The sequence below is a fragment of the Pradoshia sp. Z5_111 genome (assembly GCF_058267535.1).
This window is the reverse complement of the sequence record NZ_JBZCPQ010000011.1, coordinates 1-25,807: the sequence shown is the minus strand read 5'-3', so window position 1 is coordinate 25,807 and position 25,807 is coordinate 1. Positions and strand designations below refer to the sequence as shown.

The following is a 25,807-nucleotide window of genomic DNA, read 5'->3' as shown; positions in this document are numbered from 1 at the left end:
TTACGTTATATTTACAGAGCTGTAATATTTAGAAATAATATTTACAAAAAAATAACCAACAGAATCTCTTTTCAGATCTGAATTGTTTTCCGTACTAACACTAACTCATTGTTAGGGGAAAAGGGAGTTTATTAACAATTTAGTTGGAATAAAAGATAAGTTTTAGACTTTAAGGGGATATGACAGTATGGTACCCTATTTAGGGACATTTAAGCTTTCCAGATATGTGAACCGAAAAAGGATTTAAGATAAGAAGAAAGCCCCCACTTCCTTAGGAAGTGGGGGCTTTCGGATTACTCTTCGCTCTTCGTTGATGGAATGTCACCATCAGCAGCATTTATATTATAGTTGTATTTTGATGGTTCTACAGGTTTGAAACCTTCTGGTGTATAGAATCTGAGTAAATCTCCGTAAATAATTTTATCGGACATAGCGAGCATGGTTGACGCGTATTCGCCCATTTGAGCATACTCTTCAGTTTCTTCAATAAGTGTTCCAGTGGAATCATAGTACTTGCCATCAATATATTTTACATTCGGGCTCATAAAGTTTCCATTTCTGAAAGGTACTATCTCAGTATGGTCTTCTGATAGTAAATCAGTTCCAAGTTGAATGTAATTCTTTGAATCAACACCTAGTAAGTGTAAGAGTGTAGGAAGTAAATCTATCTGCCCACCATACTGGTGTTTGACGCCGCCTTCCATACCTGGTACACGAATGATTAAAGGTACTTCTTGAAGTTCGGCTGAATCAAATTTTGTAATTTCCTCTTTATTGAGTACTTGTGCCATCGCTTCATTATGGTTATCAGATATACCATAGTGATCGCCATAGAAAACAAGGACAGAACGGTCATAAAGACCTGTTTCTTTTAAATAATTCATGAATTCTTCCACTGATTCATCCAAATAACGAGCTGTTTGGAAATAACGGTCTACAGATCCATCACCTGTAGTTGCTGCTTCAATAGTAGCATCCTCTTCAGAAATAGGATAAGGGAAGTGATGAGATACTGTTATGAACTTTGTATAGAACGGTTCTGGTAAGGATTCAAGTAAAGGCTGAGATTGCTCAAAGAACGGTTTGTCTTTTAAACCATAGTTTAAGACATCTTCATCCTTCATGTCATAATAGCTGGCGTCAAAGAAGTTTTGAACACCCCAATGTTTATAAACCTCATCGCGGTTCCAGAATGATTTGTAGTTACCATGGAACACAGCAGAGGAGTACCCTTTTTCTTGTTCAAGGATAGCAGCAGCTGACTGATACGTATTATTACCATTTGTAGTCATTGCTGAACCTTGAGATAGTCCGAATAAGGAGTTTTCTAGCAGCATCTCTGAGTCAGATGTTTTTCCTTGCCCTGTTTGGTGATAAAAATTATCAAAGTAAAGTGTATTCTTATCTTTTGTAAGCGAGTTGATAAAAGGTGTTACTTCTTCTCCATGCAACTTGTAATCAATCAGGAAGTTTTGGAAGGATTCTAAATGAATATAGATCACATTCATTCCTTCAGCCGCTCCAAAGTACTTCTTATTAGGTTCTGCATAGTTTGCCTGTACAAAGTTTTGAACCTCTGTTAGGTCACTGGAATCAGCTGACGCTTTTTGGGCATTCACCTTCATCGTTTTTAATCCATCATAGATTGTGTAATTGTAGGTTCCCAGATATTTGACCAAGTAGTTACGGTCGAATGTTCTAGTTAATAACTGAGGACGGTCAATCTCAGCTAATACAACATTTAATACAAGCATTCCCACACCAAATACGAAAACTGCACCCGTTTTACGGAATTTTAAACGGCCTTCACTTGGCTGAAATTTTTTATAAACGATGAACAAAATAAGAATGATCGTATCTAGGAAATACAGTGGATCATAAATGCGTAGTAGCTCCATAACACTTCCGAGCAATCCACCGCCGTCGCCTACATTGAGATTTTCTGTCTGCTTTAATGTTTGCCATGTAATAAAGTCGTTAAAGAATCGATAATAAACGATATTGGCATACTGTACAAAGGATAGAATAATGTTTATAAAAACTAGCCATTTAAATGCACGTTTGCCTTTTGCTAATAAAGCAAGACTGAAGAAAATAACGGCTGAACTGATTGGATTAATGAAAAGTAAAAATTCTTGCATCGCATTCGTGATACCAAGATCAAATTCAACTATATAACTTGTATAGATTTTAATCCAAAAGAGAACAACAGCGACTATAAGGAAACCAACAGGTCCACTTAAACTCTTCTTCGCTTTGCTCGTAAATGCACTCATTGTTTCACCTCGATATTTGATTTTAGATTTATTAGTAGTTTCAAATTTTTATGATTATTTTTTGTCTGACTCAAAAAGAGATAACAATATTGAATTATAAACTGAATCTGGAAAAAGTCAAATGGAATCCTTTCGACAAAATACCAATGAATCCCTGATATATAAGGATTTTATATTTTGATTAAGGTTAAGTTTTATATGATCTTAATGGCAATTCGAGGTGAGCTTAATCAACCGTTTCTAGTCAGAGGTGTAGTCTCTATAAAAATGGAAAAGTATTCTATGATTGGTATTTTCAAATGGCGGGTTAATAGCTAGTTCTGTATTGTATGCTCTAGGTCTGCAAAACGAGAACAAGCTATGCACAACAAATTTTTATAGACATTTCTATTTGATCTTTGTGGAGTCATACATGATTTGCAAAGTGGATTCTTCATAATCGAATTTCTTAAATACAAAAGAAGTCTTACATCCATTATATATCGAAAATGTTATCAAAACCATTTGTATGATCCTCCTATCTATATAGTAAGGTTAACCATACTCAACCAAAAATATTATTACGGCAGATTTACCTATCCAAATTAAAATTAAATCTCTATTGGAATATTTAACCTATAATGATCCATTATATAGTAAAGAAATCTTTATAAACAGATTCTTTGGACTTGTTTTCCTTTCTGGATAGCGGATGTACAATGCTAATAACCATATTTAATTGCTGGGTTTAAACCGATTCTCCCATAAAAGCGAAGCGTGTTTAACCAACCTTTCTATAGTATTTGCTAGATATTGATTAGTACTCAATCTAAAAAGCAAGAAGTATTATTACCCTTAATAACGAACATTTAATCTTCTAAATTAAATTTAATATAAATAATGTACATACATGTTTATTACAAAAATGAACGGGAATGTATAGAGTATTAACGGCGCCGTTGAATAAAAGAAAACAGTCCTTAATTGGGCTGAACAAGAAATTATTTGTGAGTAACCACAGATCTTGTATAAATATTAACAATCGAATTAGGGATAAACTTGAGTCTGTTGGCTACTCTATATATTGAAATATGTTTTGAAGTTATAAAGCAATTATCCCTAATCAGGTAACTGACATAGTCAGGCCAATTGTACAAATTAAAGGAGGAAAATAACATGAGTTTTATCATATCATTAATCGTAGGTGGAATTTTAGGTTGGGTTGCAAGTTTAATCGTAGGTAGAGATGTACCAGGTGGTATTATCGGTAACATTATTGCAGGTATTATTGGTTCTTGGTTAGGTACAGCTATTTTTGGAGATATGGGACCATCAGTTGCAGGATATGCAATTATACCGGCATTAATCGGTGCGATTATTTTAATCTTCATCGTAAGTATGATTATGAAAGCTGTAAGAAAAACAGCCTAACGATCAATTAAAAATCTTAATATAACTTAAAAAGTAAAAGGCAAATCCTTTCTACCCTAATAAGTAGTAAAGGATTTGTCTTTTTTTTGCGTTAGTAATTTGAAGAAAATCTACTATATAAATGGAATTTTGCTTTCGACCGACAGTTCTTCTCCGGTAAGCGGCTGTATAAACTCTAATTTGTATGCATGAAGGGCCTGTCTATTAAGAGTAGTACTTTTCATTCCACCATATAAGGTATCACCAATCAGCGGATGGCCAATAGAGCTCATATGGACTCGTATTTGATGAGTACGGCCTGTTTCCAATTTACAGGCTACAAGAGATTGATTTTTAGATTTAAATCTTTGTAAAACTTTATATTTTGTTACTGCGTGTTTACCAGAAGTGGATACTCGCATTTTCCCTGCTGTATGCCGGTCTCTTGCAATCGGAGCAGTTATCGTACCATGCTCTTTTTTTACGATCCCCTGAACTAGGGCTGCATAAGTTCTTTTAATTTTCCCTTGACTCAAAGCCTGATCCAGTATCGCCCCCGCATAAGCATGCTTAGCAAAGAGAATGGCACCGGAAGTATCCTTATCTAAGCGATGGATATGACGAGGCTTAATTTTATTATTATCCATATATGCGGTGACAGCATTCATTAAGGAATGGTTATCATTTTCTGAGATTGGATGTGTATTAAGAAATGGTGGTTTGTTCACGACCATAATATCATCATCCTCATAAAGGATATCTAATTTCATATTTAACGGTACTAACACATTTAAATCTTCTGCATAAATGGGTATATATATAATAGAAGAAGATTCTATTTTAGTTGACCAGGAAATCGCCTCACCATTTAGTAAAACGTTTTTTTTCATTCGCCATTGATGCAGCATTTTCTTTGGAATATGAAGGTGATCTCTTAAAATGATTTCTACTGATTTTCCTATCCAGTCAGGAGGGCAGGTAATTAGGGCATATGGACCTGATTTAATTACGTTTAGCATGTAAATACCTCGTTTTTAGCAAAGTTAATTAGTATTATCAATACAATATCATGTGCTATCCTATAAATGCCAACAGAGGAAGATTGCAGAAAGTGAGGGTGATCAATATGAAAATTGTAGAAGGCTCTCTTCGTTTACAGGATATGGAAATAGGTAAGGCTGTAGAGAAATTTTATTTCGACCTGTTCCCAATGTACTTTACTAAAGAACAAATTGATTTGTTTACCTTAAATGAAGTACTGTCTGTACCGGGTTCAAATTCTCATATCGGTACATTAAAAGGTGCCTTTCAAGCATTATCCTGTATGCAAACCTTAATGATCATTCTAGAAAATCGAAGTAAAGATTCCAAGGCTGTTGAATTATTTAATCACAATTCACGGCTCTTGAATGAACTTGGTATCTTTTTTCCGTTTGAGCATAAACACTTTTTTAGTGAGGATAGACAGATTGAGCTTCCATTGTACCAAACAAAAGCAGCCAACACCTATTTAATTTAAAGAAACACGCCGAGCATTGCGCCCGGCGTGTTTTTTATAAATTGTCAAACCACTGTTTAAATTCTTCAGCGGTATGTTCTCCAGAAATACGGCTTGTTTCTTCACCATTTTTATAATGGATAAGAGTCGGTGTTCCTGATCCTTCGATTTCGTCCCAGCCTTGCTCAAACTCCAGCACATTATATTGATAAATATGCTCGTCCATTTCTTCTGCTACGGGCATTAGAATTGGAGTGGTTTTTACACAATGCGGACATTCGGGACTGAAATAATAAACAGTCATTGCTTCTTCTTTTTCAAGCTTCTCATCCAATTCATCCGGTGTAATGATGTTTTGATACAATGGATCATCTAATTGATCAACAGTGGCAGGTCTTAAATTTTCTTTTCCATATGGATTATTGCCTGACGTTTTTTCTGTTTGCTGTTTATTAGATAAATACGCTATTGCGGCAAAAATTAAAACAACCGCTGCGACGAAAATAACGACTTTCTTCATTTTGTTTCCCCCTTTGTCACTTTAAATATATACAAGCTGCATACAAATATGATGATAAAAGCAATTAATGCAAGCATTGGTATTGTAATGAAGCCAAGCCAGTTAATATAGTCGCCTGTACACGGAATTCGGCCGCATGTAACAGCGCGATCCGTAAAAAACGGTACCTTTTGAATAAGCACGTGATAGGTTGAGATGCACGCTCCAATGGCAGATAAAATCATTGTATAAAAAGCAATATGATAGTCTTTTTTCCATATTGCCAGCACAAGGATTACTGTAAAAGGATACATGACAATCCGTTGATACCAACATAAAACACATGGCTCATAGCCTTTTATTTCAGAAAAATACAGACTGCCGGCCATCGCTATAAAGGCTGCAGCAAATGCCAGAAAAAGGGCGTTGTCACGATTTATAATTTTTCGTTGCATGAAAATTCCCCCTTTTCACCTTATTTCCTACATTAAAATTATAGTATGTTATCATAATATTGTAAAAAGAAATCGCTTACCAATACATAATTGGGGTATATTGGCTTTGAGGTCCAAATGTTTACTTTAATATCAAGAGAAGTAGGAACAGATTTTTAGTATTAATACCAATGTACACATCGTTAGGAAGGTGGCTGGACAATGAGGAAACAGTGGTGGAAAGAAGCAGTCGTTTATCAGATTTACCCAAGAAGCTTTATGGATTCCAATGGAGATGGAGTGGGTGATATTCAGGGAATTATCTCACGCCTGGACTATTTGAAAGAGCTTGGAATAGATGTAGTCTGGCTTTCTCCGGTATATAAGTCACCAAATGATGATAATGGTTACGATATTAGTGATTATCGCGATATTATGGATGAGTTCGGAACAATGCGGGATTGGGAAATGATGCTTGAGGAAATGCATAAAAGAGGCATAAGGCTTGTGATGGATCTTGTCGTTAATCATTCATCTGATGAACATGCATGGTTTATGGAGTCGAAAAAATCAAAAGACAATCCTTATAGAGATTATTACATATGGCGTCCTGGTAAAGATGGAAAAGAGCCGAATAACTGGGAATCCTTTTTTAGCGGATCAACTTGGCAATATAATGAAGAAACTGATGATTATTACTTACATTTATTCTCTAAAAAACAGCCGGATCTTAACTGGGAAAATGAAAAGGTTCGTAAAGAAGTATATGATCTTATGAAGTTTTGGCTTGATAAAGGGGTAGATGGATTCCGAATGGATGTAATCAATCTAATTTCCAAGGATCCATCGCTCTCTGATGGTCCGGTTGAGGAAGGCAAAGATTATGCGTCTGGTGCGGATTATTATATGAACGGCCCTAAAATACATGAGTATTTACAGGAAATGAATAAAGAGGTACTTTCGCATTACGATGTCATGTCTGTTGGAGAAACCCCTGGTGTAACACCACATGAAGGTATTTTATATACAGGTGAGGATCGTCATGAGTTAGATATGATTTTTCAATTTGAACATATGGACGTAGATTCCGGTCCAACAGGAAAATGGGAAGTTAAGCCCCTGGACTTGGTGAAATTAAAAAAAATCTTATCAAAATGGCAAACAGAGCTGCATGGAAAAGGGTGGAACAGCCTTTATTGGAATAATCATGACCAGCCGAGAATCGTTTCCCGTTTTGGGGATGATGGCACATATCGTATAGAATCAGCCAAAATGCTGGGTACATGTCTGCATTTCCTGCAGGGTACTCCTTATATATATCAGGGTGAGGAAATCGGAATGACAAATGTACAATTTCCTGATATTGAGTATTACCGGGATATCGAAAGTATAAATATGTACAATGAAAAAATAGGAAAAGGCATGGAGCCAGAGCAGATTATGAAGGGCATCTTTGCAAAAGGCCGTGACAATGCACGTACCCCAATGCAGTGGGATAACTCTGAGCAAGCTGGCTTTTCAGCCGGGAAACCGTGGATTAACGTAAATCCAAACTATGTGGATATAAACGCTAAGAGTGCATTAAATGATCCTGATTCGATTTTCTACTATTATAAGAAGCTAATCGCCCTGCGTAAGGAAATGCGAATTATAGTAGATGGAAGTTATGAATTGATTGAAGCAGAAAACCAACATATCTTTGCCTATATGAGACATCTTGATAATCAAACATTGCTTGTATTAACGAATTTTACGGGTGAGGAACAACCAGTAACTTGGCCGAATAGTGTAAAAGATTATCCTGGACAAAAGGTAATAAGTAATTACCCTGATCGTGCTAAGCAAGAAACTGCAGTTGAGACAATCTTGAGACCATGGGAAGCTATAGTTTATTTAATAGAAAGATAAAGCACTAAAGCTGTTGGAGATAAATCCAGCAGTTTATCTTTATATTACGGCAGCTGTATCGAGTTTTCTTTCCATTTGGTCCTTGTCCATTGTTTAAAAAAACAGATATATGGGAAAAAACAGAGGATAGAGAGAATGGGTTTGAAAAAGGAGTGTCGTGTCCGTGACAGAGGAATTGGATTTAACTAAATATGAACATAAAATGGAAATTAGGCGAATGGAGATCCGCGATATAGATGATATTATGGAGCTTCAAAAGCTTTGTTTTCCCGGGATGGATCCGTGGAAACGCGAGCATTTGGAAAGCCATTTATCCATTTTTCCGGAAGGACAATTTGTAGCAGAATTAAATGATGAAGTGATTGGTTCATGCTCTAGTTTAATCATTAATTTTGATGAATATGATGATCGTCATACCTGGTCTGAAATAACAGATGACGGATATATCACCAACCATAATCCAGATGGTTTAAATCTTTATGGTATAGAAGTTATGGTCCATCCTAAGTATAGAAAAATGAAGGTTGGGCATCGTTTGTATGAGGAACGTAAGGAATTAGCCCGTAAATTAAATCTAAAAAGTATTATTATCGGTGGAAGGATTCCAAACTACCATAAATATGCAGATCAAATGACTGCACGTGAATATGTGGAAGAAGTACGCTTACATAAAATATATGATCCGGTCTTATCCTTCCAATTTCTGAATGAATTTACGCTCACACGTATTAATCAAAACTATTTGGAGGATGACCGAGCATCAGGAAAATATGCAACACTTATGGAATGGAATAATGTAGATTATCGTCCTAAATCCAAACGGTATTATAAAACAGCTTATCCAGTTCGCATATGTGTCGTTCAATATATGATGAGAAAAATTAACTCCTTCGAAGATTTCGCGAACCAAGTTGAATACTTTGTTGATGTGGCAGCTGATGCAGATTCTGATTTTGTAGTATTTCCAGAAATTTTAACCTCTCAATTGATGTCCTTTTTAGATGAAAAGGTTCCAAGTAAGGCAGTGCGAAAAGTAACAGATTTTACAGAGCAATATATTGAGTTGTTTACAAACTTGGCGGTCCGCTATAATGTAAATATTATTGGCGGTTCCCATTTTGTAAAAGAAGAGGATGATAATATTTATAATATTGCTTACCTCTTTAGGAGAGATGGAACAATCGAAAAGCAATATAAACTCCATATTACACCGAATGAGAAAAAGTGGTGGGGGATTAATGAAGGCGATGAGGTAAATGTATTCGATACGGATTGCGGAAAAATCTCCATGTTAATTTGCTATGATATCGAGTTTCCTGAATTATCCAGAATTGCGACAGATAAAGGAGCAAATATTATTTTCACTCCATTCTGTACAGAAGATCGACAGGGATATTTACGGGTTAGATACTGTGCTCAGGCACGTGCAGTCGAAAATCAAGTTTACACCGTCATATCTGGAACAGTAGGCAATCTGCCACAAACAGAAAATATGGACATTCAATATGCGCAATCGGCGATCTTTACACCCTCTGATTTTGAATATCCGCGTGATGGCATTGTGGGTGAAACGAATGCTAATATTGAAATGGTGATGATTGGAGATGTAGACCTTGAAATATTGCGCCGTCAAAGATTATCCGGGACCGTACGCCAACTAAAGGATCGGAGAAGGGATTTATATGAGCTTCATTACAAAAAGTAGTGATTGGTAAATATTTCTCTAAAGATATTACTTGAAAATATTCAAGAAATATTAAATTTTTAGTAAAATAAAGAAGATCTTATTTAGTTAGCAATTATTTAGGAGGAATAAAATAAATGGATTGGAAAACAACTTTTAATAAATGGAATGATCATTTAACGCTTGAACCAGAGCTTCATGAAAAATTGACTGCTCTTGTGGATGATGAAGTAGCGTTAGAAGATTGTTTCTATAAAAATTTAGAATTTGGTACAGGCGGTATGCGTGGCGAGATTGGTGTAGGAACAAACCGCATGAATGTTTATACAATCCGTAAAGCAACACAAGGCTTTGCATCCTATATTGAGAAATTAGGAGAAGAAGCAAAACAACGTGGAGTTGTTATTGCTTATGATTCCAGACATAAATCACCTGAGTTTGCGATGGAAGCAGCAAAAACATTGGCAACAAACGGCATTCAAGCTTATGTATTTGATAGCCTTCGTCCAACTCCGGAGCTTTCTTTTGCAGTTCGATACTTACATGCAATAGGCGGTATTGTTATTACAGCAAGCCATAATCCTCCAGAATATAATGGATATAAAGTGTATAACGAAGATGGTGGACAACTGCCTCCTGCTGATGCAGATGTTCTGATTGAGATGGTCAATGCCATTGAAAATGAACTTGAAATTAAAGTGGAAGAAGAGTCTGTCTTACGAGATAAAGGATTAATTAAAATCATTGGTAAAGAAGTAGACGATGCATACAATGAAAAAGTCCTAACTATTTCTGAACAGCCTAATTTAGCAAAAGAAGTAGATGTAAAAGTTGTTTTCACACCACTTCATGGTACAGCTAATCTTTCTGTTCGCCGGGCATTGAAGGATTTAGGCTATGAACATGTGGAAGTTGTAAAAGAACAAGAATTACCTGATCCTGAATTCTCAACTGTAAAATCTCCTAACCCAGAAGAGCATGCTGCTTTTGAATTGGCAATCACTAAAGGTAAAGAGATCGGTGCGGATATTTTAATCGGTACAGATCCAGATGCTGACCGTGTTGGTATTGCTGTTAAGAATGAAGAGGGAGAATATACGGTTTTAACAGGTAACCAAACAGGTGCGTTATTCTTAGACTATATTCTGTCTCAGAAGAAGGAAAAAGGAACAATGCCTGAAAATGGAATAATGTTCAAAACAATCGTAACATCAGAATTTGGACGTTCCATTGCCTCCAGCTATGGAGTTGAAACGGAAGATGTTTTGACTGGATTTAAATTTATCGGGGAAAAAATCAAGCAATATGAAGAGTCTGGAGAATATTCTTTCCTATTTGGATATGAAGAAAGCTATGGCTCATTAATTAAAGATTTTGCCCGTGATAAAGATGCGGTTCAGGCTGCAGTAATGGCGGTAGAAATTTGTGCCCATTACAAACGCCTTGGAAAAACCTTATATCAGGCATTAGAGGATTTATATGAGAAGCATGGTTATTACTTAGAAGGAATGCGTTCCTTGACTCTAAAAGGAAAAGAAGGAGCTGCTCAAATCCAGCAAATTCTTGCTACATTCCGTAAGGAGCCGCTAGCCTCTCTTGCAGGTGTAAAAGTAGTGGCTGTTGAAGATTATAAAGAAAGCACACGAATGGATTTACTTACGAATGAAGAGGAAGCAATCCATTTACCAAAATCCAATGTTCTTAAATATTTCTTTGAAGATGAGTCTTGGGTTTGTTTAAGACCATCCGGAACTGAGCCTAAAATTAAGTTCTACTTTGCTGTTAAGGATAGCCAAAAACAAGCAAGTGAACAAAAGCTTCAGTCCTTTATGAATGAAATGATGCAAAAAGTATCAGAAATATAAAATACAAAACAGAGAGCTGACCTTTTGTCAGCTCTCTGTTTGTTTATACCCTTGGTTTCGCTGTTTGCATTTAACCGTATATTTTTCCCACCACAGAAAAAAATAAAGATATTAAAAAGTCTGCATCGCCCATCCTTCTTCCTGATCATAAGGCAGGAATGTTGCATGGTCTATATATTGAAGAAGGGCATTTAGGGTCTTTTCAACGGACGCATTATCCTTAGAGAAATGATAGGCGTGCAGAAAATGTTCAATTTTTTTGGACAAAAAGTGGTCTTTTGTCCTTACCATCAGAAGTAGGAGGTTATCCCATTCTGAACGATGCGTGTAATACAAAGCACGATCATAATCAACCTTATCCATTTGCTTCACTCTCCTTCTAGTGAGGAGTTAAAATTAGTTTGTTCAAAGTCATCATTTTATCACCCTGTAAAAGTTGGTCAGTTTGTAAATAGTAAAAATGAAACTTTTCATGGCTTAATTGTTAGCGGAACGGTTATCCTAATATCCGTATTTGACGTTTCTATTCTATATTTAATGTACGCAGTGACGAGTATGTGTAAGATATAGGCTAGATTTTAGGGAAGGCTATTACATAAAGGTAATTTGTAAAACATAACTTAGGGACAATTCTGTCTCTTACTACATTCCTCAGATTGTTTATAGCGAAGTTGAGGAGTTTTTATACATGATTTTCCCATCCCCTCATATTAATGAGGTAAGAGAATGAGGGGGGTGAATGGGTGAGAGCAGACGAGCAAAAAGACTTGGAGTATGCCATTGATGAAATAACGGAAATCGCTGTTGGATTTGGGCTCGATTTTTACCCAATGAGATATGAAATCTGCCCAAGTGAAATAATATATACTTTTGGAGCATATGGAATGCCAACTCGATACTCTCATTGGAGTTTCGGCAAACAATTTCACAAGATGAAGCTTCAATATGACGTGGGTTTAAGCAAAATTTACGAGCTAGTCATAAATTCTGATCCTTGCTATGCCTTTTTATTAGATTCCAATTCCTTGATTCAAAACAAATTAATTGTGGCTCATGTGCTGGCACATTGTGATTTCTTTAAGAATAATGTCCGTTTTAAAAATACGAAGCGAGATATGGTGGAAAGTATGTCTGCCACTGCGGAACGAGTTAGGCAATATGAGATAGAGCATGGGAAGCTGGAGGTGGAGAAGTTTCTTGATTCAGTCCTTGCGATTGAGGAACATATTGACCCTTCGCTTGTTCGTCCACAATTGAATTGGTCTATGGATGAAGAGGAGATAGAGGATGATTCTCCGCACTTCACTACACCGTACGATGATTTATGGAACTTGGATAGCAAGGAAAAGGGGGAAAAGAAAAAAACAAGGGTAAAGAAATTTCCACCACGGCCAGAAAAGGATATTCTTTTATTCATTGAACAATATAGCCGTAACCTAGAGAATTGGCAGCGAGACATACTCACGATGATGCGTGAAGAAATGCTCTACTTTTGGCCTCAGCTAGAGACTAAGATCATGAACGAAGGCTGGGCGAGCTACTGGCATCAACGCATCCTCCGTGAGCTTGATTTAACGAGCGGGGAATCGATTGAATTTGCGAAGCTTAATGCAGGGGTGGTGCAGCCGTCACGAACAGGCATTAACCCTTATTACTTGGGCATCAAGATGTTTGAGGATATTGAAGAGCGGTATAATAACCCAGACGAAGAGATGAAAAGGCGCGGGATTAAACCAAATTCAGGCCGTGAGAAAATGTTTGAAGTGCGGGAGATTGAATCTGATATTTCCTTCCTCCGCAATTACCTCACCAAGGATTTGGTCATGCGCGAGGATATGTATCTATTTCAGAAAAAAGGGCGCGATTATAAAATTGTTGATAAGGGATGGAAAGAAGTACGTGATCAGCTCGTTGGTATGCGGGTCAATGGAGGATTTCCATACATTACGGTAAACGATGGTGACTATTTGAAAAATGGCGAGCTCTATCTGAAGCATTGGTATGAAGATATTGAGTTGGATGTAAAATACCTGGAGAAAGTCTTGCCGCATATGCATTATTTATGGGGCCGTACGGTTCATATGGAAACGGTGTTGGAAGGCAAGGGGATTTTGTTTAGCTATGATGGGAAGAGTGTGAGTCGGAAATATGTGTGAGTTGGAAAGGAGAGCCGTACAGTCGGCTTTCCTTTTTTTGTGGTCAGTGATCTAGAGTAGCAAATAATTAAGTACAGAGCAATCAAAGTAGTATTGTACTTAAATTATCGTAAGCATTGATCCAAGAAGGATTAATGCTCTCTTTTGTTGAAATCCTTATTGTAGAAACGGGGGAAGGTTAGCTCAAGAAGAAAATTTGTATATTGTAATTGGTATTGTTATAACTAAGGGGGAGTTATGAAGTTGGGGGAATCTATAAATTATAAGAGTGCAAGCCTATTCAAAAATAAAAACTTTCTTATGTATTGGCTAGGTTACGTTTTTTCAGCTTTAGGCGATGCTATATATTTTTTTGTTATTCCTTGGATGATTAAAGAGATAACTGGCTCTGGAATTATGATGGGGATGTTTTTATTAGTAGTTGGAGTGCCAAGAATTGTATTGATGTTATTTGGTGGGGTAGTTGTCGACCGTTTCGATGGAAGAAAAATTATGTTCATCTCAGATATATCACGGGCTATGATAATGCTCGGCATATTTATTTTGATGGTAACAAATAGTATGAACATGTTTTTTATTTTTACATTAGGATTTGTGTTTGGTGTCCTAGATGCCTTTTATTGGCCAGCAGTTACTGCAATCCGTCAGAGAGTAGTATCGAAAGAACATTATGTACAATCTAATAGCTTATTAGCAGGTACATGGCAAATTACAGCATTAATTGGACCTATAACGGGAGCATTTCTATACCACATAGATAAGGGAGTAATGTGTGTGTTTGTTATAGGGATTGCATTTATTGTATCAGCATTAACTCTTTACTTTGTAAAATTAAAGCCGATTATAAAGGAAAAAGAAAGTTGTGAACAAAAAAACTCTATCAAAGAGGATTTAGCTTTTGGTGTAAAATATGTACTCCAAAATCATTTAGTTTTCACCTTAATTATCACCATGCTTTTTGCTAATATGAGTTTTAGGATGCTGGAAGTTGGACTACCTTTTTTAGCTGAGTCATTCAAAGCAAATGAGAAGGAATTTGGATTGATGCAATCAGCTCTTGGAGCTGGGGGATTAGTCGTTTCTTTCATTTTAACTTTTATTATTATTAAAAATCCAAGCCCAAAGGCTAATATGTTAGCCATATCTTGTCAAGGGTTAGGGTTATTACTGTTGGGATTAACGACAAATTACTGGCAAGCAATTGCAGCTATCGGCTTCATTGGTGTAGCAACAGCAGTAGTAAGCACTATTGGCCCAAGTATATTTCAGGAAACTATTCCAGAAGAAGTGATGGGGCGTGTATCAAGTATTAATATGATTGTTGCTCAAGGAGCGGTGCCATTAGCACAGGCAGCAGGAGGATGGTTCCTAGATACGACAGGACCAAATACGTTGTTTATTACTGCTGGAATTGTAGAAACCTTAACGGGATTGGTTGCATTAATGTTACCAGCAGTTTACTTATATGATAAAAGAGAGAAAAGTCATACAAAGGAAGTAATTTAACAGTTCTCCAGTAAGTATAGGGGGTGTAATTTCATATAAATAAAGCTGTTACTCTTTTAGCTACTATTTTATTTTTTGATTTTATAATACAACCCATATAATATCTGCAATACCTTAGATTCTTGATTTGTACTTAAAGTTTGTGAAGAAACGTACTTAAACAAACGGGGCAGGTTAGCTCAAGATAGCATTGAATATGACTAGACAAAAACTTGGGGAAATGACTTGTTGTAAGGAGAGAGAAATATGCTAAAAACATTAAGAATTATTTTATCGATAGGTGTTCTTGCATTATCATTTTTTGGTATAGTAACTAATGCCTTATTTAATGATGGTACTAAGTTTTTTAATGTTGACTACGGGATTAATTGAGCTTCAAAAAGATAAAAAAGCATTTTGGGGTTATATGTCTATCGGTGTTTCTGGTTTTGCTTTTTATGTTTCAATTCAGGGATTCTTATTGAGTTAACAGAGATATTAGCATAGAAAAGACTGTCTATTGACGGCCTTTCTTTTGCAGCTAAGGGCAGGTTAGTGCAAGAAGGATTTATTATCATACATACCGAATTATAGGATTATTGTCTTAAATGGGGAGGGTTAATTATGAAGCTGTTGACGACTGTTATTATTATATTTTTAGTGGTTTTTTTTGTGGAAAAATTAATAGAAAAATACTTAGGTATAAAGAGAAAATTTATTTCGGAAACCCCTGGAAAAAGGATTGATCGATGGGGACGAACGATAATAGTAGTTATCTTTTTGTCTTCTTATTTTTTTGCTCTTACAAACGAGGTTAATGCAATCCTAAAATGGAATTGGGTTCTATTTTTCACAGCACTAATGGGGCTACAAACTATATTGGAGTGGAAGTACATAAAAGAATCAAAACAATATATTTCAACACTTATCAGTTCGATGATCATTATTAGTATCTTGTCGCTCCTTGTTATCCGCTTTTAAGCTATCGGGGCAGTTTAGTTTAACAAGAGCAACTGAGAAAATAACATAAAGTTAATTCAAGTATTTAAGAGTTACAATATAAGACGGGGGAAGAGATGAGTTGGGGAAACGGACAAAAACAATCACTTTTTATGTTATATCAATGATTGTTACATATGCGATATTTGCAAGTATAGAGAGTGTAAAACTAAGTTCTAAAACTGTCGATGAAGCATTTGAAAAGTTTAAGAATGAATTTGTTGGAACTGAAATTGGTGATAAAGAATTTTACCGAATTGGGAATTCTACATTTGTGCCATTTGAAGTTGGAAATACTGTTTCATTAGTACGGTTTGAAAAAGGGATATTCGGTTGGAAACCAACCTATTATTCTCACGATGAGGATAGAGATTCTTCCTATACAAGTATTGTTGATGGAGATATCCTTTTGCACGGGGTCATACCAAAAGATATAGTGGCTGAAACGAAGACCTTAAAAGTGAACGGAATAGAAGCGGATATTGTTAGGCTCAATGATAAAATGAGCGTTTGGATTTTAATGAACAATAAACCAAAAAACTTTTCTAACATAAATATAGACTTCTTTGATAATGACGGACATATAATTAGTGAAATATAAATACAAATATCATTTCTAAAGGTAGTTGCTATTATTGTGAATAAGTATACTTAAACTAACGGGGCATTGATCCAGGAAGAAGGATTAATGCCTTTTTGTGTTGAATTTCTTATGGAACAAACGGGGCAGGTTAGTTGAAGATCGATATTAAACTTATGTTCAACAATCGGTCCATATTGTCAAGTAAATATTTACTTGTATAGCATTACATCAGGTAAGACCGTATCATAAGTAAGTACGGAATTATAAAATATCTACCTGAGATGCTGTTTAGTCAGCATCTCAGGTAGATATTTTAATTAGGATATGTTAAATTTCAACGTTGAAAAATGAGAGAAGATTTTAAGTGGTAATTAGTAGTAGATTTAATTTTCTTATTAAATAATTGTAGATAGCCGTAAAGGAGGCTATCCCTCTTTTTCTTACATTTAATTTTAACAGAGCTAAAGTCTTAAAAATTTTACGGTTTGTTAGAATGTGGGGTTTATCATTCACATCTATTTTCATTTTACATTTTGCTACGAATAATAACATTAATGTTATACTCCGTTGGTAGATTTACTACTAAAATAGTATTTATAATTACATATGAGAGGATGAAAAGTATGATTAATATGAATTTATGCTCGATGAGAAAACGTCATAATCTAACTCAGGAGCAATTAGCCCAAGAATTAAATGTTTCACGTCAAGTAATTGCAAAATGGGAAAAAGGCGAATCGACACCAGATTTACACCATAGTATGAATATTGCCAATTTCTTCGGAGTAACCTTAGATGCGTTAGTAAACCATAACCCAGAAGAAATGGGTATAGATATTCCACCCAAAGGCCAGCATTTTTTTGGGACAGCAACAGTAGGGGAACGTGGTCAAATTGTAATTCCCAAAAAAGCCCGTGAAATTTTTCAAATTAACCCAGGTGATTCAATCGTTATTATAGGGGATGAGGATCGTGGGTTGGCGTTAGCACCTGAAAAAATGATTAAACAGTTTTTAAATATGGTGAAAAATCATCAAAAAGAGGAGGAATAAATTAATGAGTGCTGCAATTGAACTTCAAGGTTTATCAAAACGCTTTAAAGAAAAAGTTGCCGTTTCTCCGATGACACTTACGATTAACCAAGGTGAACTATTCGGACTCCTTGGAGTAAATGGTGCTGGTAAAACGACAGTTATCAATATGTTAAGTGGCCTTGCCAAACCGACTTCAGGAGATGCGCTTGTACTTGGGCATTCGCTTAGTAAAGAGTTGCCAAGTATTCGGGGATTACTCGCTGTCTCACCTCAGGAAACGTCCATTGCACCAAATTTATCTGTGCGCGAAAATTTATTATTAATGGCACGCATTCACGGCTTTTCGAAGGATGAGTCCATTGAAAAAACGGAGGCTTTAATTAGCCAGTTTTCACTACAGCCTTACGAACATCAACGCGGTAAAAAATTATCCGGTGGTTGGCAACGAAAGTTAAGTATTGCCATGGCTCTCATTGCAGATCCAAAAATTTTATTTTTAGATGAACCTACATTAGGGTTAGATATTATTAGCCGTCAGGAACTATGGGCAATGATTAATAAACTGAGAGAGACGACTACAATTGTACTTACGACGCACTATTTAGAAGAAGCGGAAGCATTGTGTGATCGCATTTGTATTATGAGGGATGGCGAAATAAAGGCACTAGGTACAGTAGACGAGCTCCTTACAACAGCAAGTAAAGAAAACTTTGAGGATGCATTTGTGCATTTCGTAACAGGAGGCGAATTATAATGAGGGCATTGGCATTTGCTGGACGTTGTACGAAAGAAATTGTACGTGACCCGATTTCATTATTTTTTGGTATAGTCTTTCCAATCATTTTACTTATGATTTTAACTGCGATTAATCGCAATGTTCCAGAAGCACTTTTTAATATTGAACATTTGACACCTGGCATCGCAGTATTTAGCCTTTCTTTCATTGCTTTCTTTGCAGCACAAACGTTAGGAAAAGACCGTTCTACTTCTTATTTAATAAGATTGCTAACTACTCCTATGAAAGCAAGTGATTTTATTATTGGATATACGCTTCCTTTAGGGATATTTGCTGTGCTTCAAAGTATTACTTGTTTTATAACCGCTTACTTTTTAGGTTTGGAGCTATCTTTCAACCATGTATTTGCATTTATTGCCTTACTCATTACATCTACTATTTTCATAGGAATCGGACTGTTATGTGGCTCCTTATTTAACGAAAAGGCAGCAGTAGGCTTATGCGGAGCTTTATTAACTAACTTAACAGCATTTTTATCTGGCGCATGGTTAGATTTATCGTTAGTTGGGGGAGCTTTTGAAAAAGTCGCTTATGCCCTGCCATTCGTCCACGCTGTTGATTTAGTTCGAGCAATTGTGGCAGAAGACTTTAGCGCAATGTTTCCCCATTTATATGTTGTGGTAGTTTATGCAGCTGTCCTTTTTAGTCTTTCGATTTTTATTTTCAAATATAAAATTCAGCAAAATTAATAGTTAATCAAACTTACGTTACTTAAACGTAGGTTTTTTTATTAAAATTAACAGCTCTGTTAAAAGTTGATTATTGAAATAGAAAGCGCTAGCCTCCGTTACGGTGCTGAAAATAAAAAAATACTTTCTTAGACAAATTAGAAAATGAGCTTAAAAGCTGATTGTTATTCAATTAAAAGGCGCAATTGTTGAATAAGATTGCTTCTCTTTTCCTTATTGAACTAACGGGGGCGTTAACGGAATAACGAAGCTTAAAAGTAGCCTCTTTTTTAGCAATACTGTTTATGAATAGCGCCATTAATAAAAGATCCTTAGGAGATGGAAGGCTGGGCGAGCTATTGGCATCAACGCATCCTCCGCGAGCTTGATTTAACGAGCGGGGAATCGATTGAATTTGCAAAGCTGAATGCAGGAGTGGTGCAGCCGTCAAGAACAGGCATTAATCCGTATTATTTGGGCATTAAGATGTTTGAGGATATTGAAGAACGCTATAACAATCCTGATGAAGAGATGAGAAAGCGTGGGGTTAAGCCAAATTCAGGCCGTGAGAAAATGTTTGAAGTGCGGGAGATTGAATCGGATATCTCATTCCTCCGTAATTACCTCACAAAGGATTTAGTCATGCGCGAAGATATGTATCTGTTCCAGAAAAAAGGTCGCGATTATAAAATCGTGGATAAGGGATGGAAAGAAGTACGTGATCAGCTCGTTGGCATGCGGGTTAACGGTGGCTTCCCATACATTACGGTGAATGATGGAGACTATCTGAAAAATGGAGAACTTTATTTGAAACATTGGTTTGAAGATATAGAGCTCGATGTGAAGTACCTGGAGAAAGTCTTGCCGCATTTACATTATTTATGGGGGCGTACAGTTCATATAGAAACCGTGTTGGAAGGTAAGGAGATTTTGTTTAGTTATGATGGGAAGAGTGTGAGTCGGAAATATGTATAGAAGGGAAAGGGGTGCCGAATGGATCGGTTCCCCTTACTTTGTTATGCACAATAGGGGTTATAGAATAAGAAGACATTTGGGTTTTATTAAATCCCATTCTTCTTCAATAAGTTCAAAGCATTTGTGAAAGTGAATAGCACTTATTTGGTCAATGATTTCTGTAATTTGCAACTCTTTGGAATGTGTAATCCACATACATATGGCACTAACTAACCCTACTCCAACGCAATGTCCGTCTTATTATTTGCTATTTTAAAATTTAACTGTTATTCTTAAGAAGAATTATTTTTGTTCGGTTTCAGATTGAGAAGCGATTTTGATTTTCGTCTAAGGTGTTTGAGCAAGGATAGTAACACATTGTGTGGATATCCACACTAGGAGGCAACAATTATGGAACAAGGTAAAGTGAAATGGTTTAATGCAGAAAAAGGTTTTGGATTTATCGAACGTGAAGGCGGAGAAGACGTATTCGTACATTTCTCAGCTATCCAAAGCGAAGGTTTCAAATCTTTAGACGAAGGTCAAAGCGTAACGTTTGAAGTAGAACAAGGACAACGTGGCCCACAAGCTACAAACGTTCAAAAAGCTTAATAAGAGCTAATGAAAGACCCTGCATATGTAGGGTCTTTTTTGCTTTTAAATCAATTTGGACATTAAAAAAGCCCTATTCAAGAAATGAATAGAGCTTAGACAACAAACGAATGAAACTAGTATAGCAAATGGTAGGCTAAGTATAGCACAGTGCTAGAATAATCCCTAATTTAAAACAGCTTATTTGTAAGGGATTGTTTAGCTTTTGTTTTTTTGATACAGTCACTTATCTCCTAAACACCTTTCATTGATTACATATAGAATGTACTACATATTTTTGCTTAAATACCATATCACACCTAATTTCAATAAGTTATTCTGAAGAAACAAATAATTTGAATATATAAAGGTATTATAAAACAAGCTTTCCATCTAAAAATTTTGGTTATAAATGATAATCATTATTAATAATAATGATTATCATTTATAATATTATCACTATTATAATCAACAATTATTCTCAATTAGATATTCATTTTCTCAATTAGATTGACTTTTGATTATGACGTTGCTATGCTTGAATTAAAGATAAAAACAATAAAAAATTATTATTTCTTTATAGTGATTTAGCTCATAAAGGAGAGGATTAAAATGGCTTCCACTAATACGACGCATATTTCTGTATGGAGTAAGGTTCAAGAACATATTGAATTAATTGCAGCGTTAATAAGTGGTCTGGTTATTTTATTCGGGTGGATATTATCTAAAAATGATTTGGAGACAATATCTATAATTACTTATTTGTTAGCTTTTGGTATCGGTGGGTTTGCTAAAGCAAAAGAAGGTATAACGGATACGATTGAAACAAAAAAATTGAATGTTGAAATTTTGATGATATTTGCTGCAATTGGCTCAGCTATGATTGGCTACTGGGTAGAAGGAGCAATATTAATCTTTATCTTCTCTTTAAGTGGTGCACTTGAGACATACACGATGAATAAGAGTCATAAAGAAATATCAGCCTTAATGGATTTACAACCTGAAGAAGCGCTATTAATCGATCATCAAGGAAATGAATCCATAGTTAAAGTCGCTGATTTGAAATTAGGAGATCACATCTTAATTAAAGCGGGTGAACGAGTTCCATCAGATGGTACTATTATTCAAGGTACTACAAATATTGATGAAGCAGCAATAACAGGTGAGTCTATTCCAGTTAGTAAAAAAGTTCAAGACGAAGTGTTTGCTGGTACTGTTAATCTTCGAGGAACGATTACGGTTGGAATTACAAAACCACAGGAAGAAACGCTATTTCAGAAAATCATTCAATTGGTGCAATCAGCGCAAAGTGAAAAATCTCCTTCACAATTGTTTATTGAAAAATTTGAAGGTACGTATGTGAATATTGTACTAATTGTCGTGGTATTGATGTTATTTTTACCTCATTTTATTTTAGGATGGAGCTGGAATGAAACTATTTATCGTGCAATGGTTCTCTTAGTTGTGGCATCTCCTTGTGCATTGGCAGCTTCTGTTATGCCAGCTACACTATCAGCTATTTCAAATGGTGCAAAAAGAGGGATTTTATTCAAAGGAGGCATTCACTTAGAGAACTTAGGTAATTTAAAAGCTATTGCTCTCGATAAAACAGGAACATTAACTAAAGGCAAGCCAGAAGTGACAGATGTGTTATTCAGAGAAGATTTTACGAAAGAAAATTTTCTTCAGTACGTGGCGTCTGTTGAAAAATACTCTTATCATCCATTAGCACAATCTATTGTGAAATATGCTTCAGACAATAGTGATTTATCATTTATTAAACCTGAAACATCAGAGGACATATCAGGGTTTGGGGCAAAAGCAATCTTGCAGGGAACTGAATGGAAGGTTGGTAAAGCAGATTTTGTTGGAGCAGAATTAGCCGCTACTTTTCAAAATGGTATAGCAAAACAATTGGCGGCCGAGGGCAAAACAATTGTATTTGCCAGTGATCATAAAGGGATTGCAGGTCTAATAACGTTAAAAGATACTGTTCGACAAGAAACTTTAGATGCGATTAAAAAATTGAAATCTGTTGGTGTATATACATTTATGTTAACAGGAGATAGTAAAGCGACAGCGCAAGCAATTGCAAGGGAAAGTCACGTAGATGGATTTGTCGCAGAATGTTTACCAGAGACGAAAGTAGATGAACTGAAAAAATTAAAAGAAAAGTACGGAACAGTAGCAATGGTTGGAGACGGTATTAATGATGCACCTGCATTAGCGACAGCTTCGATTGGTATTGCCATGGGTGAAGGAACGGATGTAGCACTTGAAACAGCTGATGTAGTATTGATGAAGAATAATTTATCTCTTATTGCAGAAGCTGTTCTTCTATCAAGAAAAATGATTAAGATTATAAAACAAAATGTCATATTCTCTATAATTGTAATAGTGTTGTTAATTTGCTCCAACTTTTTACAAACAATCAGTTTACCTTTAGGGGTAATTGGTCATGAAGGAAGTACTATTCTTGTTATTCTAAATGGACTTCGCTTATTAAAAACAATAAAAGAATAAAATATTAAATAATAGCAAGGGAAATTTCATGTAAATCCGAAGACAGAATCCATAAAGGACTTTATCCTTGTTCATACAAAAACCCTGATTAGCGAGAAATCAGGGTTTTTTGAAAATCCTTAAATGGAAGCAATAGCAGAAGATCAAGATTGTCAAATGGATGGTATCTTTTTATGCTGCTAACGGGGGCACCATTCCTGCAATAAATGAACAGTGTGGTTAAATATGTGAAACAACGTAATTTAAACTATCAATGGCAATAGCAGAATCATCTATAAACACCTTGAGAGGCATCGAATAAGATAAAAAATACCGCCATTGACGGTATTCAATCTTCTACTATTAAAATTGGGAGTGGAACAATGGTTGAAACTAATTGACACTATTATTCTTCCTGATTTCGTCACGAATGTCCTTTAGATAATCATTTTTTTGTTTCATTAACTTTATGAAAGTACTTGTAACATAAATAGCAAAAATGAGAATTCCTAAATATATTATGATAGGAATAATCCCTAAGAAATCTAATATTTCCATAAATTAACCCCTCCAAACTATATTTTATAATCATATTATCATATTTTTCACAAATTAATCGTTAATAAACTTATACTCTCAGGGTAGATTGCAAAATGAGGGCAATCGCTTTTTTATTAAAGGGGAAGGTTAACGGAAAAAGACAAACGGCATCGATTATATCTGTTTTTACTTTACGTAAACTCGAACTTTTCGCTTTGTATGAATTGAGTGAATTCGCAATGATTAACAGATACCCTAGTTTTTCAAAATACTGTACAACAGGCACATAATGCCAGTAGACTCTAAAACTATGGGAGGTCTTGTTTCTGTTAATTCTTCTACCTCTTTAATAAATGTATGAAGTTCATCTAAGCCATCCAGTGTATGTGCGACTTTAAAGCTCTTTTTGTAAGGCTTCTTTTTCTCCAAGAATGCTTGAACCTGACTTTCACCTTTTGCGACATCCAGACCAATGACTGGATTCATGAGTATCTCCTCCTCATCAATGAATTAGCTGGTAACCCTTAAATGGCTCCTTATAGTGTCATAGCTTCGCTTGTTATGCGAGATCTGGGTCCCAACCAGCTTCAATCATGTTTCTATAAGTAGGGGGGAACGGTTTAGTTGTCGGGATTAACTTTCCCACGGGGGGCTTTCGTTCTACCCCAGCTACCTCTAGTATTCTAGACCTCAAAGAAAAAGGTCAACCAATTAACTTGGTCAACCTAATAATACGAAGGGCAGGATAGTTGCATAAGGAGTTATAATATATTAGACCAATTCTTTATGTTATTAATAATTTGTATCTGACACAAAGTGGTAGTGTTTAATTTACAAATAAAAGAGGAAGCGATACATATGATTCATACTTTTGCCGTAACAAACGATTTAAAACTAATAACTGATATACCATTAAAACGTTTAGATGATTCTGATATTAAATGGTTTTGGGTAGATTTCGATACACCTAGTGATAGAGAAGCACTCCTTTTACAAACTCATTTTGATTTGCATCCACTTGCAATTGAAGACTGCTTACATTCTCTACAACGTCCAAAACTTGATTATTATGATGGGTATAATTTTTTTGTTCTACACACTTTAAACCAATACTCCCTTGTACCTGAAGAATTAGATATATTTGTCGGACACAATTTTATAGTTACTTTCCATTCATCACCTTTAAGTGAAATAGGAATGGTTCGAAAAAGGGTAATGGAGGATAAAAATACTATTAATAAAGGGGTTCTCCACATTTTTTATTCAATAATGGATAAAATTGTAGATGAGTATTTTCCAAGTATTTATAAATGTGAAGATAAATTGAATGAAATAGAAATGAATAAAACAAACCAAGATTTAATTGAAAATGTTTATGAAATAAGAAACCAGTTACTTAAGTTAAGACGCACAATTTTTCCGATGAGAGAATTGCTGTATAGAATTTTAAATTCGGAGAGAGTGATAGTCCCAAAAGATGATCGAGTCTATTTTATGGATATATACGACCATTTATTAAGACTTTCTGAAATGATTGAGTCTAATCGAGAAATGACGGCAGATATACGAGACAATTATATTTCACTAAATTCAAACCGAATGAACAGAATTATGAAAACACTAACTGTTATGACATCAGTTTTCATTCCTTTAACGTTTATTGCCAGTATATATGGGATGAATTTTAAATATATGCCAGAACTTACCTTGCAATGGGGATATTTTGGAGTGCTGGGAGTTATGGTATCAGTTGGCTCTGTAATGTTGTTATGGTTTTGGCGTAAGGGTTGGTTTAAATGATTAAAAATAAAAAGCCGATGCAAAAAACGGGCACGATTGTTTAAAAAGGTTCACTTTTCCTTATAGAAATTGATCTGACCCAAGAAAGTTAGACACAAAAAATTAAGCAGCTTCTAAGATCTGAGTCCGGTATTCAACTGGACTTA

The 25,807-nt window shown here is 35.5% G+C and carries 22 protein-coding genes and 1 pseudogene; 17 read left to right on the top strand and 6 right to left on the bottom strand.

Annotated features, from left to right (window positions below; genetic code table 11):
* Positions 1-293: 293 nt before the first annotated feature.
* Positions 294-2,276, bottom strand: coding sequence for a lipoteichoic acid synthase (ltaS, locus tag AC4D4A_RS16850; protein ID WP_490996939.1), 1,983 nt, complete (start codon positions 2,274-2,276; stop codon positions 294-296).
* A 1,155-nt stretch (positions 2,277-3,431) separates the two neighbouring features.
* On the opposite strand from ltaS, the gene AC4D4A_RS16845 reads away from it, so the two are divergent.
* Complete coding sequence (locus AC4D4A_RS16845; protein WP_490996938.1) at positions 3,432-3,686, top strand: GlsB/YeaQ/YmgE family stress response membrane protein; 255 nt, start codon at positions 3,432-3,434, stop codon at positions 3,684-3,686.
* Positions 3,687-3,799: 113 nt separating this feature from the next.
* Here the strand turns inward: AC4D4A_RS16845 and AC4D4A_RS16840 are convergent, their stop codons facing one another.
* On the bottom strand, positions 3,800-4,684 hold the full coding sequence (locus AC4D4A_RS16840) for an RluA family pseudouridine synthase (RefSeq protein WP_490996937.1): 885 nt from the start codon (positions 4,682-4,684) through the stop codon (positions 3,800-3,802).
* Between the two features lie 107 nt (positions 4,685-4,791).
* On the opposite strand from AC4D4A_RS16840, the gene AC4D4A_RS16835 reads away from it, so the two are divergent.
* Positions 4,792-5,184: a DUF5365 family protein gene (locus AC4D4A_RS16835; protein ID WP_490996936.1), complete on the top strand. Its 393-nt coding sequence runs from the start codon at positions 4,792-4,794 to the stop codon at positions 5,182-5,184.
* A gap of 34 nt (positions 5,185-5,218) precedes the next feature.
* Here the strand turns inward: AC4D4A_RS16835 and AC4D4A_RS16830 are convergent, their stop codons facing one another.
* Together AC4D4A_RS16830 and AC4D4A_RS16825 are read right to left on the bottom strand one after the other, a co-directional pair.
* On the bottom strand, positions 5,219-5,683 hold the full coding sequence (locus AC4D4A_RS16830; protein WP_490996935.1) for a thioredoxin family protein: 465 nt from the start codon (positions 5,681-5,683) through the stop codon (positions 5,219-5,221).
* Positions 5,680-6,117, bottom strand: a complete 438-nt coding sequence (locus AC4D4A_RS16825) for a disulfide oxidoreductase (RefSeq protein ID WP_490996934.1) — start codon at positions 6,115-6,117, stop codon at positions 5,680-5,682. Before AC4D4A_RS16825 ends, AC4D4A_RS16830 begins: the two co-directional genes overlap by 4 nt.
* Before the next feature lie 201 nt (positions 6,118-6,318).
* Between AC4D4A_RS16825 and AC4D4A_RS16820 the strand changes: the two genes are divergently transcribed.
* The 3 genes from AC4D4A_RS16820 (at position 6,319) to AC4D4A_RS16810 (ending at position 11,553) form a co-directional block, all read left to right on the top strand.
* Complete coding sequence (locus tag AC4D4A_RS16820) at positions 6,319-8,004, top strand: glycoside hydrolase family 13 protein (protein ID WP_490996933.1); 1,686 nt, start codon at positions 6,319-6,321, stop codon at positions 8,002-8,004.
* Positions 8,005-8,167: 163 nt separating this feature from the next.
* A complete protein-coding gene (locus tag AC4D4A_RS16815; protein WP_490996932.1) occupies positions 8,168-9,709 on the top strand; it encodes a GNAT family N-acetyltransferase in 1,542 nt (513 codons plus the stop codon).
* Between the two features lie 116 nt (positions 9,710-9,825).
* Positions 9,826-11,553, top strand: coding sequence for a phospho-sugar mutase (locus tag AC4D4A_RS16810; RefSeq protein WP_490996931.1), 1,728 nt, complete (start codon positions 9,826-9,828; stop codon positions 11,551-11,553).
* 111 nt (positions 11,554-11,664) lie between these two features.
* On the opposite strand, the gene AC4D4A_RS16805 is transcribed toward AC4D4A_RS16810, so the two are convergent.
* Positions 11,665-11,916, bottom strand: a complete 252-nt coding sequence (locus AC4D4A_RS16805) for a YhdB family protein (RefSeq protein ID WP_066102706.1) — start codon at positions 11,914-11,916, stop codon at positions 11,665-11,667.
* Between the two features lie 380 nt (positions 11,917-12,296).
* On the opposite strand from AC4D4A_RS16805, the gene AC4D4A_RS16800 reads away from it, so the two are divergent.
* The 11 genes and pseudogenes from AC4D4A_RS16800 (at position 12,297) to AC4D4A_RS16750 (ending at position 23,342) form a co-directional block, all read left to right on the top strand.
* Positions 12,297-13,709, top strand: coding sequence for a SpoVR family protein (locus tag AC4D4A_RS16800; protein WP_490996930.1), 1,413 nt, complete (start codon positions 12,297-12,299; stop codon positions 13,707-13,709).
* Positions 13,710-13,952: 243 nt separating this feature from the next.
* Positions 13,953-15,215: an MFS transporter gene (locus AC4D4A_RS16795; protein WP_490996929.1), complete on the top strand. Its 1,263-nt coding sequence runs from the start codon at positions 13,953-13,955 to the stop codon at positions 15,213-15,215.
* 316 nt (positions 15,216-15,531) lie between these two features.
* Positions 15,532-15,684, top strand: coding sequence for a DUF3953 domain-containing protein (locus tag AC4D4A_RS16790; protein ID WP_490996928.1), 153 nt, complete (start codon positions 15,532-15,534; stop codon positions 15,682-15,684).
* A gap of 134 nt (positions 15,685-15,818) precedes the next feature.
* Positions 15,819-16,175: a DUF4181 domain-containing protein gene (locus tag AC4D4A_RS16785; protein WP_139892632.1), complete on the top strand. Its 357-nt coding sequence runs from the start codon at positions 15,819-15,821 to the stop codon at positions 16,173-16,175.
* Positions 16,176-16,275: 100 nt separating this feature from the next.
* On the top strand, positions 16,276-16,794 hold the full coding sequence (locus tag AC4D4A_RS16780; protein WP_490996927.1) for a hypothetical protein: 519 nt from the start codon (positions 16,276-16,278) through the stop codon (positions 16,792-16,794).
* Positions 16,795-17,399: 605 nt separating this feature from the next.
* A complete protein-coding gene (locus AC4D4A_RS16775; RefSeq protein WP_490996926.1) occupies positions 17,400-17,828 on the top strand; it encodes a helix-turn-helix domain-containing protein in 429 nt (142 codons plus the stop codon).
* 4 nt (positions 17,829-17,832) lie between these two features.
* Positions 17,833-18,564, top strand: coding sequence for an ABC transporter ATP-binding protein (locus AC4D4A_RS16770; RefSeq protein ID WP_066108428.1), 732 nt, complete (start codon positions 17,833-17,835; stop codon positions 18,562-18,564).
* Positions 18,564-19,295 carry an ABC transporter permease gene (locus AC4D4A_RS16765; protein WP_066108426.1) on the top strand — a complete coding sequence of 244 codons (732 nt, stop codon included), beginning with the start codon at positions 18,564-18,566 and terminating at the stop codon, positions 19,293-19,295. The genes AC4D4A_RS16770 and AC4D4A_RS16765 overlap by 1 nt, the downstream gene beginning before the upstream one ends.
* A 321-nt stretch (positions 19,296-19,616) precedes the next feature.
* Positions 19,617-20,249, top strand: a pseudogene (locus AC4D4A_RS16760) (SpoVR family protein); the annotation flags it as partial.
* A gap of 390 nt (positions 20,250-20,639) precedes the next feature.
* Positions 20,640-20,840, top strand: a complete 201-nt coding sequence (locus tag AC4D4A_RS16755; RefSeq protein WP_066102150.1) for a cold-shock protein — start codon at positions 20,640-20,642, stop codon at positions 20,838-20,840.
* 591 nt (positions 20,841-21,431) lie between these two features.
* Positions 21,432-23,342, top strand: a complete 1,911-nt coding sequence (locus AC4D4A_RS16750; protein WP_490996925.1) for a heavy metal translocating P-type ATPase — start codon at positions 21,432-21,434, stop codon at positions 23,340-23,342.
* A 774-nt stretch (positions 23,343-24,116) separates the two neighbouring features.
* Here AC4D4A_RS16750 and AC4D4A_RS16745 read toward each other — a convergent pair.
* Positions 24,117-24,347: a hypothetical protein gene (locus AC4D4A_RS16745; protein WP_066102700.1), complete on the bottom strand. Its 231-nt coding sequence runs from the start codon at positions 24,345-24,347 to the stop codon at positions 24,117-24,119.
* Positions 24,348-24,719: 372 nt separating this feature from the next.
* On the opposite strand from AC4D4A_RS16745, the gene corA reads away from it, so the two are divergent.
* Entirely contained in the window at positions 24,720-25,661 is a 942-nt protein-coding gene (corA, locus tag AC4D4A_RS16740) for a magnesium/cobalt transporter CorA (RefSeq protein ID WP_066102697.1), read from the top strand.
* The last annotated feature ends 146 nt before the right edge of the window (positions 25,662-25,807 follow it).

What these genes read in the sequence shown, in the direction of transcription:
- AC4D4A_RS16840 (WP_490996937.1), bottom strand. Translation starts at nt 4,684, where the DNA reads ATGCTAAACGTAATTAAATCAGGTCCATATGCCCTAATTACCTGCCCT.
- AC4D4A_RS16825 (WP_490996934.1), bottom strand. Translation starts at nt 6,117, where the DNA reads ATGCAACGAAAAATTATAAATCGTGACAACGCCCTTTTTCTGGCATTT.
- AC4D4A_RS16755 (WP_066102150.1), top strand. Translation starts at nt 20,640, where the DNA reads ATGGAACAAGGTAAAGTGAAATGGTTTAATGCAGAAAAAGGTTTTGGA.
- AC4D4A_RS16845 (WP_490996938.1), top strand. Translation starts at nt 3,432, where the DNA reads ATGAGTTTTATCATATCATTAATCGTAGGTGGAATTTTAGGTTGGGTT.
- AC4D4A_RS16785 (WP_139892632.1), top strand. Translation starts at nt 15,819, where the DNA reads ATGAAGCTGTTGACGACTGTTATTATTATATTTTTAGTGGTTTTTTTT.
- AC4D4A_RS16830 (WP_490996935.1), bottom strand. Translation starts at nt 5,683, where the DNA reads ATGAAGAAAGTCGTTATTTTCGTCGCAGCGGTTGTTTTAATTTTTGCC.
- corA (WP_066102697.1), top strand. Translation starts at nt 24,720, where the DNA reads ATGATTCATACTTTTGCCGTAACAAACGATTTAAAACTAATAACTGAT.
- AC4D4A_RS16790 (WP_490996928.1), top strand. Translation starts at nt 15,532, where the DNA reads ATGCCTTATTTAATGATGGTACTAAGTTTTTTAATGTTGACTACGGGA.
- AC4D4A_RS16775 (WP_490996926.1), top strand. Translation starts at nt 17,400, where the DNA reads ATGATTAATATGAATTTATGCTCGATGAGAAAACGTCATAATCTAACT.
- AC4D4A_RS16745 (WP_066102700.1), bottom strand. Translation starts at nt 24,347, where the DNA reads ATGAATCCAGTCATTGGTCTGGATGTCGCAAAAGGTGAAAGTCAGGTT.
- AC4D4A_RS16770 (WP_066108428.1), top strand. Translation starts at nt 17,833, where the DNA reads ATGAGTGCTGCAATTGAACTTCAAGGTTTATCAAAACGCTTTAAAGAA.
- AC4D4A_RS16765 (WP_066108426.1), top strand. Translation starts at nt 18,564, where the DNA reads ATGAGGGCATTGGCATTTGCTGGACGTTGTACGAAAGAAATTGTACGT.
- AC4D4A_RS16835 (WP_490996936.1), top strand. Translation starts at nt 4,792, where the DNA reads ATGAAAATTGTAGAAGGCTCTCTTCGTTTACAGGATATGGAAATAGGT.
- AC4D4A_RS16810 (WP_490996931.1), top strand. Translation starts at nt 9,826, where the DNA reads ATGGATTGGAAAACAACTTTTAATAAATGGAATGATCATTTAACGCTT.
- AC4D4A_RS16820 (WP_490996933.1), top strand. Translation starts at nt 6,319, where the DNA reads ATGAGGAAACAGTGGTGGAAAGAAGCAGTCGTTTATCAGATTTACCCA.
- AC4D4A_RS16750 (WP_490996925.1), top strand. Translation starts at nt 21,432, where the DNA reads ATGGCTTCCACTAATACGACGCATATTTCTGTATGGAGTAAGGTTCAA.
- ltaS (WP_490996939.1), bottom strand. Translation starts at nt 2,276, where the DNA reads ATGAGTGCATTTACGAGCAAAGCGAAGAAGAGTTTAAGTGGACCTGTT.
- AC4D4A_RS16805 (WP_066102706.1), bottom strand. Translation starts at nt 11,916, where the DNA reads ATGGATAAGGTTGATTATGATCGTGCTTTGTATTACACGCATCGTTCA.